Here is a 16,217-nt window from a genome sequence, read left to right on the forward strand (position 1 = left end):
GTGGAATTCGCACTGTCGCCCGCACAGCTGGGCATCTGGTATGCCCAGCACGTCGATCCGCAGGTGCCGATCAATATCGCCCAGTATGTCGACTTGCGCGGCGATCTGGACGTAGGCGCGCTGGAGCAGGCCAGTCGCGATGCCGCGACCGAGCTGGGCTCGGGCTGGCTGCGGATCGTCGAACGCGGCGGTGAGCCGTTCCAGCTGGTCGATACCAGCCAGGACTCGACGCTGGAGTACATCGATCTGCGGGGCGAGCCCGATCCCGCCGCGGCCGCGCGGGAGTGGATGCGCCGGGAGTACTCGCGCCCGCTCGATATCGTCACCGATCGCCTGATCCGGGCGGCGGCGCTGCGGTTGGCCGATGACCATTGGTTCTGGTACTCCCGCGCCCATCACATCGTGCTCGACGGTTTCGGTGCGATGACGTTCATGACCCGGATCGCCGAGCTCTACACCGCGGCGGTCACCGGGGTGGCGGTCAAGCCGGCCAAGGCCACCGATCTGCGCACGCTGCTGGCTCAGGAGCTGGACTACCGCGGCAGCACCCGTTTCGCCTCCGACAAGCAGCATTGGGCCGCGCGGGTGGCGGGCCTGGAGGAGGGGTCGAGCCTGGCGGGTCGTTCCGCGCCGCCGGCCCCGGTGAACGGGATCGCCAGCGCGGCGCTGTCGAGCGCGCAGGACGCGCTGCTGGCCGAGGCGGTGGCGCGGCACGACAATTCCCCGGCGGGGTTGCTGATCGCGGGTTTCGCGGCGTATCTGGCGCAGTTGACCGGTGCCGAGGAGGTGATCCTGTCTTTGCCGGTGACCGCGCGTACGACCGCGGCGATGCGTCGTTCCGGTGGTGTGGTGTCCAATATCGTGCCGTTGCGGTTGCGGGTGGGTCAGGACACGACGGTGGCCGAGTTGCTCAAGGCGGTCACGGTCGAGGTGTCGGGTGCGTTGCGGCATCAGCGGTACCGGCATGAGGACATTCGCCGTGACGCCGCTGGTGACGGGGTGGTGACCACGGAGTTCTTCGGTCCGTGGGTCAACATCATGTTGTTCCAGAACGAGATGGTGCTGGGGCCGATGACCGGTGGGCTGCATGTGCTGTCCACGGGCAGCATCGAGGATCTGGGCGTCAATTTCTATCAGTCGGCGGGTAGCCGGTCTCATATCGATTTCGAGACCAACCCGAATCTGTACAGCGAGTCCGAAGCGCGGCGCCATCACGGCCGGTTCCTGGAGTTCTTCGACCGGTTCCTGGCCGCTGATGCGCGGGAGCGGGTGTGGGGGCTGGCGGTGATCACCGCGGCCGAGCGGGAACAGACCCTGCTGGAGTGGAACGACGCCGAGCACGAGGTCCCGGTCACCACCCTGCCCGCCCTGCTGGACTGGCAGATTCCGCTCACCCCGGACAACATCGCCCTCGACTTCGAGGGCGAGCAGCTGACCTACGCCGAGTTCGGCGCGCGCGTGAACCGCCTGGCCCGCTTCCTCATCGCCGACGGCGTCGGCCCGGAATCGCTGGTCGCGCTCGGCATGCGCCGCTCGCTGGAACTGGTCATCGGCATGCACGCCGTGCTCAAGGCCGGCGGCGCCTACGTGCCGATCGACCCCGACCACCCGGCCGACCGCACCGCCTACATCCTCGAATCGGCCGATCCGGTCTGCGTACTCACGCTCGCCCGCGACGAACTCGAGCTACCCGACCGGATGCGCCGGGTGGCCATCGACACCCTCGACACCTCGGCCTACGCGTCGGCGCCGGTCACCGATGCCGATCGCCTGGCCCCGCTGCGCCCGGACAACACCGCCTACGTCATCTACACCTCGGGTTCCACCGGCCGCCCCAAGGGCGTGGCGGTGACCCATCACGCGATCGTCAACCAAGAGCTGTGGATGCTCGACGAATACCGGTTGACCGCGAACGACGTCTATCTGCAGAAGACTGCCACCACCTTCGACGTGTCGCTGTGGGGCTACTTCCTGCCGCTGCTGGTCGGCGCGAAACTGGTCATCGCCAGCCCGGACGGGCACCGCGACCCGCTCTATGTCGCCGACATGATCGAACGCCACGGCGTCACGGTCACCGACTTCGTCCCGTCCATGCTGACGGTGTTCGTCGCCCACGCCACCGCGGCCCAGTGCGCCACGCTGCGCGCGGTGTACGTGATCGGTGAGGCGCTGCCCCCGGAGACGGCCGCCGGTTTCCGGGCCCTGTCCACCGCGGGCCTGCACAACCTCTACGGTCCCACCGAGGCCGCGGTCTCGGTCACCTACTGGGAAGCCACCGCCGCCGACACCCTGACCGTTCCGATCGGCATCCCGGAATGGAATGTCGAAGTCTACGTGCTGGATTCGCGGCTGCGCCCGGCCGCGATCGGCGCACCGGGCGAGCTGTATCTGGGCGGGCGTCAGCTGGCCCGCGGCTACCGCGGCCGCCCCGACCTGACCAGTGACCGCTTCGTGGCCAACCCGGTCTCGGGCACCGGTGAGCGCATGTACCGCACCGGTGACCTGGTGCGCTGGACCGAGTCCGGCGTGCTGGAATACATCGGCCGCACCGACTTCCAGGTGAAGTTCCGTGGCCAGCGCATCGAGCTCGGTGAGATCGAGACCGTCACCCTCGCCCATCCCGCGGTCAGCCAGTCCGCGGTCCTGGTGGTCGATACGGCCACCGGCCAGCAACTGGTCGCCTACGTGGTGCCCGGCCCGGGCCAGTCGATCGACCCGGTCGAGCTGACCCGTTTCGCCGCCGAGCAACTGCCCTCCTACATGGTGCCCGCCTCGGTCATGGTGCTCGAGGCGTTCCCGCTCAACACCTCCGGCAAGCTGGACCGCCGGGCCCTGCCCGAGCCGGTGTTCAGCGCCGACGCCGCGGGTTTCCGGGCGCCGCGCAGCCAGGCCGAGCACATCGTGGCCGGGATCTTCGCCGACGTGCTGAGCCAGGACCGGATCGGCATCGACGACAACTTCTTCGATCTGGGCGGTAACTCGCTGGTCGCCACGCAGGTGGTGTCGCGGATCGGGGCGGCGTTCGGTACCCAGATCGGGGTGCGGGCGCTGTTCGAGACCCCGACCGTGGCCGGGATCGCCGCGCGTGCGGAGAACGCGGCTCCGGCCGATGGTTCCCGCCCGCCGCTGGTGGCGCAGCAGTTGCCGGCCCGGGTGCCGTTGTCGCTGGCCCAGCAGCGGATGTGGTTCATCAACCAGTTCGATCCGGCCGCGCCGACCTACAACCTGCCGTTCGTGGTCCGCCTGCGCGGTCATGTCGATATCGACGCCCTGCAGGTCGCGCTGAACGACGTGATGGCCCGCCAGGAATCGCTGCGCACCGTCTTCCCGGAGTCCGGGGACGGCGGCTACCAGCAGGTGGTGCCCGACGACGAGATCAACCTCGCGATCTCGGTGCAGTCGATCGACGAATCCGAATTGCAGTCCACGCTCACCCAATTCGCGGCGACCGGGTTCGACGTCTCGCGCGAACTGCCGATCCGGGTGCGGATCTATCAGGTCACCGGCGGCTCGACCAACGGCACCCCCGACCACGCGGTCGCGTTCGTGGTGCATCACATCGCCGCCGACGGTTTCTCCTTCGGCCCGCTCTCGCGCGATGTCGCGGCCGCCTACCTGGCGCGGGCCGCGGGGACGCCGCCGGCCTGGGTGCCGTTGCCGGTGCAGTATCAGGACTACAGCATCTGGCAGCGTGAGCTGCTGGGCAACGAAGCCGACCCGGCCTCGATGGCCGCCCGTGAGATCGCCTACTGGCGGCAGCAATTGGCGGGCCTGCCCGATCAGCTCGACCTGCCCACCGACCGCCCGCGCCCGCCGATGCAGAGCTTCCACGGCAGCCGGGTCAGCTTCACCATCGACGCCGACCTGCACACCCGCCTGTCGGGACTGGCCCGCGCGCAGGGTGTTTCGCTGTTCATGGTGATGCACGCGAGCCTGGCGGTGTTGCTGGCCCGGTTGTCGGGCACCAGCGACATCGCGATCGGCACGCCGGTCGCGGGCCGTGGCGAGCAGGCCCTCGACGATCTGATCGGCATGTTCGTCAACACCCTGGTGCTGCGTTCGGATGTCGAGGGCGATCAGCCGTTCACCGAGTTGCTGGCGCGGACCCGGGAAACCGATCTCGCGGCGTTCTCCTACGCCGATGTGCCGTTCGAGCGGTTGGTCGAGGTGATCAACCCGACGCGTTCGCAGGCGCGGCATCCGCTGTTCCAGGTGATGTTGTCGTTCCAGGAGATGTCGCACGCGACCCTGGAGTTGCCGGGTTTGACGGTGACCGCCGACGAGCTCGACGTCGATATCGCCAAGTTCGATCTGCAGTGGACCGTGACCGAGGAACACGGTGTGCACGGTGAGCCGGCGGGGATGACCGCGGTGGTGTCCTATGCCACCGATCTGTTCGACGCCGCCACCGTCGCCGAATTCGGCGACCGCTACCTGCGGGTGCTCGAAACCGCTGTCACCGCACCGGAATCCAAGGTGCAGGACATCGACATCCTCGACGCCGAAGAGCGCGCCCAGGTGCTCACCGGCTGGAACCGGACCGCGCACGAGGTGCCCGCGGGCACGCTGGTGTCGATGTTCGAGGCGCAGGCCGCCCGCACCCCGGACGCCCCCGCGCTGAGCTTCGAGGGGACGAGTCTGTCCTACGCCGAGTTCTCGGCGCGAGTGAATCAGCTGGCCCGGCACCTGGTCTCGCTGGGCGTGGGCCCGGAGTCGATGGTCGCGCTGGGCATGAGCCGCTCGCTGGACCTGGTCGTGGGCATGTACGCGGTCAGCGTCGCCGGTGGCGCGTATGTGCCGCTGGATCCGGATCATCCGGCCGAGCGCACGCACTACGTGCTCGAGACCGCGGCACCAGTCTGTGTGCTGACCACCAGCCGTGACGACTTCGACGCCGGGTCGGTGCCCGCGCTCGAGATCGACGAACTGGCACTCGACGGCTACTCGGACGCGCCGCTGGCGGAGTCCGAACGCCTTGGCGCGCTGCGTGGTTCGAACACCGCGTACGTGATCTTCACTTCGGGTTCGACCGGGCGTCCCAAGGGTGTGGCGGTGTCGCACGAGGCGATCGTGAACCGCCTGGTCTGGATGCAGACCGAATACGGCCTGACCGGCGCCGATGTGGTGTTGCAGAAGACGCCGGCCACCTTCGATGTGTCGGTGTGGGAGTTCTTCTGGCCCTTGCAGGTCGGCGCGCGACTGGTCGTCGCCAAGCCCGACGGGCACCGTGACCCGTCGTACCTGATCGATGTGATCACCGACGAGGGCGTCACCACCGCGCACTTCGTGCCGTCGATGATGTCGGTGTTCGTCGCCGAGCTGCGTCCGGACGAATGCCGCAGTCTCCGTAACGTCTTCGCCTCCGGTGAGGCGCTGCCCGCCGCGACCGCCCAGCGCCTGGTGGCGATGACCGGCGCGCGTCTGCACAACCTGTACGGGCCCACCGAGGCCGCTGTCGACGTCACCTTCCACGAGGTCACCGCCGCCGACACCGTGTCGGTGCCGATCGGCGCACCGGTGTTCAACACCCAGGTGTACGTGCTGGATTCGCGCCTGCACCCGGTTCCGGTCGGGGTCGCGGGTGAGCTCTACCTCGCGGGCGTGCAATTGGCGCGTGGGTACGTGTCGCGTCCGGATCTGTCCGCGGATCGTTTCGTGGCGAACCCGTTCGGTGCCGATGGTGCGCGCATGTACCGCACGGGTGACTTGGTGACCTGGACCGCGGCTGGTGAGCTGGAGTACTTGGGCCGCACCGATTTCCAGGTGAAGTTGCGTGGTCTGCGGATCGAGCTCGGTGAGATCGAGGCGGCGCTGACGGGTCTGGATTCGATCGCGCAGGCTGTGGTGCTGGTGCGTTCGGATGACCGGTTGGGTGATCAGCTTGTCGCCTACGTGATCCCGGATTCCGCTGCGAGCCAACCGGATCCGGCCGACGTCGCCGCGGATCTGACGATCCTGCCCGTGCACGCGGGCCTGGACATCGACGCGATCCGCACCGAGCTCTCCGGTGAACTGCCGGCCTACATGGTGCCCTCGGCGTTCGTGGTGCTGGCGGAGTTCCCGCTCAACGCCTCGGGCAAGCTGGATCGTAAAGCGTTGCCCGCGCCGGTGTTCGAGGTCAAGACCTTCCGTGCGCCCTCGACCCCGATCGAGGAGATCGTCGCCCAGATCTTCGGCGAGGTGCTCGGCATCTCCCGGATCGGCGTCGACGACGACTTCTTCGAACTCGGCGGCAACTCGCTGATCGCGACCCAGGTCGCCTCCCGCCTCGGCATCGCCCTGGACACCCGCGTCCCGGTGCGCATGCTGTTCGACGCCTCCACCGTGGCCGCGCTGGCCGCCCGGGTGGAATCGCGCGCCGGTGACGGCGCCCGCAAGGCGCTGGTCGCCCGCGAGCGTCCGGCGGAGGTGCCGCTGTCCCTCGCGCAGCAGCGCATGTGGTTCCTGAACCGGTTCGACACCGAGTCCGCGGTGAACAACATCCCGGTCGCGATCCGCCTGTCCGGCGAACTCGACGTCGCCGCGCTGCAGGTCGCGGTGATCGACGTGATCGATCGGCACGAGTCGCTGCGCACGGTCTTCCCGGAGACGACCGGCGGCCCGGTGCAGGTGGTGCTGGACGCGGCCCAGATCGTGCCCGACCTCACGCCGTATCGGGTGACCGAGGCCACCCTGTTCGAGCACCTGATCGACCTGGCCTCGATGGCCTTCGACGTCACCAGCGAAGTCCCGCTGCACGCGCGCCTGTTCGAGATCAGCGACACCGAATACGTCCTGGGCATGGTGATGCACCACATCTCCGCCGACGGCTGGTCGATGGGCCCGCTGGCCCGCGACGTCATGGTCGCCTACGCCGCGCGCACCCTGTGGGAGCCCCCGGCCTGGTCGGAGTTGCCCGTCCAATACGCCGACTACTCGCTGTGGCAGCGCGAGGTCTTGGGCTCCGAGGACGACCCGACATCGCTGATCTCCAACCAGATCGCCTACTGGGCGCGGGAACTGGCCGAGCTGCCCGACGAATTGGTGCTGCCCGCCGACCGGGCGCGGCCCGCGGTGGCCAGCTACCGCGGCGGCACCTACCCGTTCGTCATCTCCGGGGAAACCCAGCGCGCGCTGATCGAGCTGGGCCGCACCTACAACGCTTCACCGTTCATGGTCATGCACTGCGCGCTGGCGGTGCTGCTGGCCCGGTTGTCGGGCAGCGCCGACATCGCGATCGGCACCCCGGTCGCCGGGCGTGGTGAAGCCGCGCTCGATGATCTGATCGGCATGTTCGTCAACACGCTGGTGTTGCGGACCCGGATCGAGGAGTCGGCCGGTTTCGCCGATCTGCTGGCGACTGCCCGCGAAACCGATCTGCATGCTTTCGCCCACGCCGATGTGCCGTTCGAGCGTCTGGTGGAGGTGCTCAACCCGGCGCGTTCGCAGGCGCGGCATCCGTTGTTCCAGGTGATGCTGGCCTTCCAGAACACCAAGCAGGCCAATCTGGAACTGCCGGGGCTGTCGATCAACGGTATCGATTACGACGCCGGGCTGGCGAAGTTCGATCTGCAGTTGACGTTGCAGGAGATCCAGGACGAGCTCGGTGAGTCGACGGGGATGTCGGCGGAGTTCTCCTATGCGCTCGATTTGTTCGACGAGTCCACGGTTGCGGGGTTCGCGGCGCGGCTGGATCGGATCCTGGCCGCGATCATCGCTGATCCCGATATCGCGGTCGGTGATATCGATCTGCTCGACGACACCGAACGCGCGCAGGCCCTGCACGGCTGGAACGCCACCGCGCGGCCGCTGCGCGGCGCGGGCACCCTGGTCGCGGAATTCGCCGCCCAGGTCGAGGCCACCCCGGACGTGGTGGCCCTGGTCGATCCCGAGACCGGCGCCACGCTCACCTACGCCGAGTTCGCGAGCCGGGTCAACCGGCTGGCCCGGCGGCTCATCTCCGCCGGCGTGCGGCCGGAATCCCTGGTCGCCCTCGGTCTTCGCCGCTCGATCGACCTGGTCGTGGCCGCCTACGCGGTGCAGGCCGCGGGCGGCGGCTATGTGCCGCTGGACCTGGATCAGCCGGCCGAACGCATCGGATACGTGCTGGAATCCGCGGCCCCGGTCTGCGTGCTGACCACGGCCCGGGACGGTTTCGACGCCACCGGTCTGTCCACGCTCGTGATCGACGAGGAGGATCTATCCGGCTACTCCGCCGCACTGGTCACCGACACCGAGCGTTTGGCTCCGCTGCGTCCGCAGCACCCGGCCTATGTCATCTTCACTTCCGGTTCCACCGGCCGCCCCAAGGGTGTGGCGGTGCCGCACGCGGCGGTGGTGAACCAGATCCGGTGGATCACCGGTGAATACGGCATCGGTGCCGAGGATGTGGTGTTGTTCAAGACACCGGCGACTTTCGATGTGTCGGTGTGGGAGCTGTTCGGGCCGTTGACGACTGGTGGTCGTCTGGTGATCGCGGCCCCGGACGGGCATCGTGATCCGCAGTACCTGGCCGAGGTGATCGCGGCGCAGCGGGTCACGATGACCTCGTTCGTGCCCTCGATGCTGACCGTGTTCGCCGGCAGCGCCGACACCACCGACGGCGCAGCCAAACTCGCCTCGCTGCGGACCCTGTTCATCGCCGGTGAGGCCTTCACCGGCGACCAGGTCAAAGCGATCCGCCGGGTCAGCTCCGCCGAGCTCTACAACCTCTACGGGCCCACCGAATTCACCGTGCACGCCACCCACGCCCCGGTCGCCCCGACCGTGGAGGGCGCGGTCCCGATCGGTCTGCCGGTGTGGAACGCCCAAGCCTACGTGCTGGATTCACGCCTGCACCCGGTCCCGGCCGGGGTCGCGGGCGAGCTGTATTTGGCGGGCGATCAGCTGGCACGCGGCTACTACGGCCGTGTCGATCTGACCGCGGATCGGTTCGTGGCCAACCCGTTCGCCGCCGGTGGCCGGCGCATGTATCGCACCGGTGACCTGGTCACCCGCAACACAGATGGCGCGATCGTCTACCTCGGCCGCACCGACTTCCAGGTCAAGCTGCGTGGTTTGCGGATCGAGCTCGGTGAGATCGAGACCGCGTTGACCGCACACGATTCCGTGGCGCAGTCGGTCGCGCTGGTGCGTTCGGACGCGCGTACCGGTGATCAGCTGGTCGGCTACGTCGTGCCCGCGACCGAGGCCGTGGTGGACCTGGACGAGTTGCGCGCGCACCTGAGCGCCCAGCTGCCGTCCTACATGGTTCCCGCCGCGATCGTCGTGCTCGAGGCGATGCCGTTGAGCCCCAACGGCAAACTGGACCGCCGGGCCCTGCCCGAACCGGTCTTCGAGGCCCGCGAGTTCCGTGCGCCGGGCACCCCGATCGAGCAGATCGTGGCCAACACCTTCGCCGAGGTCCTCGGCCTGGCCGACCGCCCGGTGGGTTTGGACGACGACTTCTTCGACCTGGGCGGCAACTCGCTGATCGCCACCCAGGTGGTGGCCCGCCTGAGCGCGGCCCTGGACACCCGGGTCCCGGTGCGCCTGCTGTTCGAGGCCCCGACGGTGGCCGCGCTGGCCGGGCGCCTGGAAGCACACGCGGGCACCGGCTCTCGCCCGGCGCTCGCCCCGGCCGAGCGGCCGGAACACCCGCCGCTGTCGCTCGCGCAGCAGCGCATGTGGTTCCTCAACCGCTTCGACTCCGACTCCGCCGCCAGCAACATCCCGGTCGCGGTCCGCCTGCAAGGGCAGCTCGACATCGACGCGCTGCGGCAGGCCGTCGCCGACGTGATCGCGCGGCACGAGTCGCTGCGCACCATCTACCCCTCGCACGAGGGCATCGCCTTCCAGCAGGTGCTGCCCGCCTCGCAGGCCGTGCCGCGCCTGGACGTGGACTACGTCGCCGAGGACGAGATCGCGCCCGCGCTCTACGATTTCGCGATCGAAGGGTTCGACGTCACCGCCGAACCGCCGGTGCGGCTGCGCGTGTTCCAGGTGGACGCGCGCTCCGGCGGCTCCCGCCGCTGGCGCGACACCACCCGGGACTACGTGCTCGCCGTCGTGGTGCACCACATCGCCGCGGACGGCTTCTCGATGCGGCCGCTGGTGCGCGATCTCATGTCGGCCTACATCGCGCGCCGCGCCGAGGCCGCGCCCGGCTGGGCCCCGCTGCCGGTGCAGTACATCGACTACGCGCTGTGGCAGCGCGAAACCCTGGGTACCGAAGACGATTCGGCCTCGCTGATCGCCGGGCAGCTGAACTACTGGCGGGACGCGCTGGACGGGCTGCCCGAGGAGCTGCGCCTGTCCACCCGGCAGCGACCGGCCGTCGCGACGTATCACGCGGGCACGCACCGGTTCCGGGTCCCGGCCGAGATCGTCGACGACCTGAACCGGGTAGCGCACGCCAACGGCAGCACGCTGTTCATGGTGGTGCACGGCGCGTTCGCGGCGTTGCTCGCGCGGATGAGCGGCACCGAGGACATCGCCATCGGTATCCCGGCCGCGGGCCGCGGCGAGCAGGGGCTCGACGACCTGGTCGGCATGTTCGTCAACACCCTGGTGCTGCGCACCGAGGTGCGGGCCGCGCAGTCGTTCACCGAGCTGCTGTCCCAGGTCCGCGAGCGTGATCTGCAGGCCTTCGCGCACACCGACGTGCCGTTCGAGCGGCTGGTCGAAGTGCTCAACCCGGCCCGCTCGCAGTCGCGGCACCCGCTGTTCCAGGTCATGCTCTCCTTCCAGAACCTGGGCCGCACCGCGCTGGAGCTGCCGGGCCTGCGGGTCTCCGAACTCGAGATCGACCAGCCCACCGCGAAGTTCGACCTGCAGCTGTCGCTCGGCGAGGTCTCCGGCGGCGACCGGGACGCGGCGATGGACGCCGAATTGGTTTTCGCCACCGACCTTTTCGACGACGGCTTCGCCCGCGCGTTCGCCGACCGCTTCGTGCGCGTGCTGCGCGGGGTGGCCGCCGACCCGGCCGTCACCCTCGGTGACATCGATCTGCTCGACGACGCCGAGCGCAGCCTGGTGCTGGCGCAGTGGAACGACACCGAGTTCGCCGTCGACGCCGCGCTGACCTCGCCGGTCGGCGACGCCGCGGCGACCCTGGTCTCGATGTTCGAGGCGCAGGTGGAGCGCACCCCGGACGCGACCGCCCTCACCTTCGAGGGGACGAGTCTGTCCTACGCCGAGTTCGCGGCGCGGGTGCACCGCCTGGCGCGCTGGCTCAAGCAGGCCGGCGTCGGCCCGGAATCCTATGTCGCCCTGGGCATGCGGCGTTCGCTGGAGCTGCTGGTCGGGGTGTACGCGGTGCAGGCCGCGGGCGGCGCGTACGTGCCGCTGGACCCGGATCACCCGGCCGAGCGCATCGAGCACATCCTGGCCACCGCGGGACCGGTGTGCGTGCTCACCGCCGGTGACGACCTGCCCGGCACCACCACCCGGCAGGTGCGCATCGATCAGCTGGATCTGTCGGAATTCTCCGACGCGCCGCTGACCGACGCCGAGCGGCACCGTCCGCTGCGGCCGGGCAATACCGCCTACGTCATCTTCACCTCCGGTTCCACCGGCAAGCCCAAGGGTGTCGCGGTCTCGCACGCCGCGATCGTCAACCGCATGGTGTGGATGCACGCCCAGTACGGCCTGTCCGCCGAGGATGTCGGCCTGCAGAAGACCCCGTCCACCTTCGACGTGTCGGTGCCGGAGTTCTTCTGGCCCTTGCAGATCGGCGCGCGCCTGGTCATCGCCAAGCCGGACGGGCACCGCGACCCCGCCTACCTGGCCGAGCTGATCCAGCGCGAGCGGATCACCACCGCGCACTTCGTGCCGTCCATGCTCTCGGTGTTCATCACCGAAGACGCCGCCGCGCACTGTGTCTCGCTGCGGCACGTGTTCTGCTCCGGTGAGGGCCTGCCCGCACCGGCCGCACAGCGCATCCGCGAACTGACCGGCGCCCGCGTGCACAACCTCTACGGCCCCACCGAGGCCGCGGTCGAGGTCACCTTCCACGAGGTCACCGACGCCGACATCAGCTCGGTGCCGATGGGCGCGCCGGTGTTCAACACCCAGGTGCTGGTGCTCGACGCGCGGCTGCACCCGGTGCCGGTGGGCGTCCCGGGTGAGCTCTACCTGGCGGGCGCGCAGCTGGCCTACGGCTACGTCGGCCGTCCGGACCTGACCTCGGACCGTTTCGTCGCGAACCCGTACGGCGGTCCGGGCGAACGGGCCTACCGCACCGGCGATCTCGTGGTGTGGACGCCGAACGGCGAACTGGAATACCTGGGCCGCACCGACTTCCAGGTCAAGGTGCGCGGTCTGCGCATCGAGCTCGGCGAGATCGAATCCGCGCTCACCGCACAGGGTTCGGTGGCCCAGGCCGTGGTCGTGGTGCGCCACGACGAGCGCACCGGCGATCAGCTGGTGGCCTACCTGGTCGCGAGCCCGGATCGCGCCATCGACATCGAGTCGGTCAAGGACACCCTGGGCCGGCAGCTGCCCGCGTACATGGTGCCGGCGGCCTACCTGGTGCTCGAGGAGTTCCCGCTCAACGCCTCCGGCAAGCTGGACCGCCGGGCGCTGCCGGAACCGGTGTTCGAGGCGCGTGAATTCCGCGCGCCCGCCACCCCGGTGGAGCAGATCGTCGCGGGCATCTTCGGCGAGGTGCTCGGCGTCGACCAGGTCGGCCTGGACGACGACTTCTTCGCCCTCGGCGGCAACTCCCTGGTCGCGACCCAGGTCGCGGCGCGCCTCGGCGAGGCGCTCGACACCCAGGTGCCGGTCCGGCTGCTGTTCGAGACCGCGAACGTGGCGGCGCTGGCCGCCCGCGTGGAATCGGCTGCCGGACAGGGCGGCCGGGCCCCGCTGATCGCGCGCCCGCGTCCGGCCGGCGAGCTGGTGCCGCTGTCGCAGGCGCAGCAGCGCATGTGGTTCCTGAACCGCTTCGACAACCGCACGGCCGTCAACAACATCCCGGTCGCCATCCGGCTGACCGGCGAACTGGACGTGGCCGCGCTCGACGCCGCCGTGGCCGACGTGCTGGCCCGGCACGAGGCGCTGCGCACCCTCTATCCCGAGGTCGAGGGCGCCGGTTTCCAGCGGGTGCTGCCCGCCGAGGAGGTCCGCTTCGCGCTGGCCGCCGAGCCGGTCACGCACGCCGAATTGGCCACGCGCATCGTCGAATCGGCGAGCGTGCACTTCGACGTCACCACGGAGATCCCGTTCCGGGCGCGGCTGCTGCGCCTGGACGAGCGCACCCATGTCGCGGTGCTGGTCCTGCATCACATCAGTGGTGACGGCTTCTCGCTGCGCCCGCTGCTGCGCGACGTCGTGCTGGCCTACACCGAGCGCGCCCGCGGTGAGGTGCCGGCCTGGGCCCCGCTCGAGGTGCAGTACGCCGACTACGCGCTCTGGCAGCACGAGGTGCTCGGCTCCGAGAGCGATCCGGAATCGGTGGCCGCGCGCCAGATCTCGTACTGGTCCGAGCAGCTGCGCGATCTGCCCGAGCAGATCGAGCTGCCCGCCGACCGCCCGCGCCCGGAGGTCGCCGCCAATACCGGTGGCCTGCACAACTTCTCGCTCGACGCCGAACTCCGGCAGGCGCTCGAGGACACCGCCCGCGCGCACGGCGTCACCCTGTTCATGGTGGTGCACGCCGCGCTGGCGACCTGGGCCGCGCGCCTGTCCAACAGCACCGACATCGCCATCGGCACTCCCGTCGCCGGTCGTGGCGAGCGGGCGCTGGACGACCTGGTCGGCATGTTCGTCAACACCCTGGTGCTGCGCAGCGAGGTCGACCTCGGAGCGAAGTTCAGCGACCTGCTCGAGCAGGTGCGCCGCACCGACCTGGCCGCGTTCGCGCACGCCGACGTGCCGTTCGAGCGCCTGGTAGATGTCCTGAGCCCGGCCCGCTCGCAGGCGCACCACCCGCTGTTCCAGGTGGCGCTGACCTTCGAGGCCGCCTCGGCCGCGGACATGGGCACCGTCGCCCTGCCCGGCCTGGACCTGGACGTGGTCGACTTCGACGCGGGCACGGCCAAGTTCGACGTGCAGCTGACCGTCGGCAGCACCCGCGACGGCGCGATGGCACTGTCCTGGAACTACGCCACCGAACTGTTCGATCCCGAGACGGTGGCCTCCTTCGCCGACCGCCTGGTGCGCATTCTGCGCAGCGTGGCCGAGGACGCCACGGTCGTGCTCGGCGACATCGATCTGCTCGGCGAGGCCGAGCGCCTGGATGTCTCGCAGCGCTGGGTCTCCTCCGGAATCGACAGCAGCACAGGGCGGTTCGCCGATTCCGAGATCACGCTGGTCGATCTGTTCGACGAGATGGTGACCGCGCATCCGCACCACACCGCCGCCAAGTTCGGCAACGAGGCGCTGACCTACAGCGAACTCGACCGCCGCGCGAACGTGCTCGCGCGCCGCCTGATCGCCGACGGCGCGGGCCCGGAATCGCTGGTCGCGGTGATCCTTCCGCGTTCGCTCGACCTGGTCGTCGCGCTGCTCGCCGTGGTGAAGACCGGCGCCGGCTACGTGCCGGTGGACCCGGCCTACCCGGCCGATCGCATCGCCTACGTGCTCGAGGACTCGCGGCCGACCAGCGTCATCCTGGACTCCACCGTCCAGGTGACGGTCCCGGCGGAGCTGCCCAGCGTCGTGCTCGACGGTTTCGCGGTGGAGACCGGCGACGTCGAGGACGCCGACGATCACCCGATCACCGACGCCGACCGCAACGCGCCGCTGTCGCCGGATCACGTCGCCTACGTCATCTACACCTCCGGTTCGACCGGCCGCCCCAAGGGCGTCGCGGTCGCGCACCGGAATGTGGTGCGGCTGTTCGCGAACACCGACAGCGACTTCGGCTTCGGCGCCGAGGACGTGTGGACGCTGTTCCACTCCTACGCCTTCGACTTCTCGGTGTGGGAACTGTGGGGCCCGCTGCTGTTCGGCGGCACCGTCGTGGTCGTCGACTACTACACCTCCCGCTCGCCCGAGCAGTTCCTGGAATTGCTGCGCGCGGAACGGGTTACGGTCCTCAACCAGACGCCGTCGGCGTTCTACCAGCTGGCCGAGGCCGATCGCAACGCGGCCGCCGCGGCCGCCCCGCTGGCGCTGCGCTACGTCGTCTTCGGCGGCGAGGCACTGGAACTGCGCCGGCTCGGCGACTGGATCGCGCGCCACGGCGACGGCATGACCACCGGGTCCGGTCCGCTGCTGGTCAACATGTACGGCATCACCGAGACCACGGTGCACGTGTCCTACCGCGCGCTGGACGCCGCCACCATCGCGGCCGCCTCCGGCAGCATCGTGGGCCGCGCCATCGCGGGCCTGCGGGTCTTCGTGCTCGACCATCGGCTGCGGCCGGTCCCGGTCGGTGTGGCGGGCGAAATGTATGTCGCCGGGCCGCAATTGGCGCGCGGCTACCTGCGCCGCCCGGATCTGACCGCGACCCGTTTCGTGGCCGACCCGCTCGGCTCCGGCGGTGCGCGGCTCTACCGCTCCGGTGACCTGGCGCGCTGGAACCGCTTCGGCGAGCTCGAATACCTGGGCCGCGCCGACGATCAGGTCAAGGTGCGCGGTTTCCGGATCGAGCTCGGCGAGATCGAGTCGGCCGTGCTGGCCCAGCCCGGCATCGCCCAGGCCGCGGTCATCGTGCGCGAGGACCAGCCGGGTGATCAGCGCATCGTCGCCTACGTCGTCTCCGAACCCGATGCGACACCGGATCTGGACGCGGTACGCGCGGGCGCGGGGGAGCGCCTGCCGTCCTACATGGTCCCGGCCGCCGTGGTGCGGCTGGAGTGGATTCCGCTGACCGTCAACGGCAAGCTGGATCGGCGCGCGCTGCCCGCGCCCGCGGTGCAGGCGCGCAAGTTCCGCGCACCGGTCACGCCGGTGCAGGAGGCGGTCGCGGCCGTCTTCGCCGACGTGCTCGACCTGCCCCGGGTCGGCGTCGACGACGACTTCTTCGACCTCGGCGGCAACTCGCTGATCGCCACCCGGGTGGCGTCGCGGATCGGCGCGGCGCTCGGCGCCACGGTGCCGGTGCGGGCGCTGTTCGAGGCCTCCACCGTGGAGGCGCTCGCGGCCCGGCTGGAATCGCACACCGGCGAGGCCCGGCCCCGCCTGGTCGCCCGGCCGCGCCGGGCCGGTGATCTGGTGCCGCTGTCGTTCGCGCAGCAGCGCATGTGGTTCCTGAACAAGTACGACACCGCGTCCGCGGCCTACAACCTGCCGCTGGCCATGCGGCTCACCGG

Annotated in this window: 1 protein-coding gene (only partly in view); it reads left to right on the plus strand. The window is 69.9% G+C overall.

Going from position 1 to position 16,217, the window contains the following annotated elements; translation table 11 throughout:
• Window positions 1-16,217, plus strand: partial view of a non-ribosomal peptide synthase/polyketide synthase gene (locus tag AB0I43_RS14450; protein WP_357432137.1) — the start only. 20,743 nt of this gene lie beyond the right edge of the window; only the first 16,217 of its 36,960 coding nucleotides appear in the window; the start codon lies at window positions 1-3; the stop codon falls past the right edge of the window.

Origin of the sequence: Nocardia sp. NPDC050435, assembly GCF_040655395.1 — a bacterium.
Taxonomy (GTDB): Bacteria; Actinomycetota; Actinomycetes; order Mycobacteriales; family Mycobacteriaceae; genus Nocardia.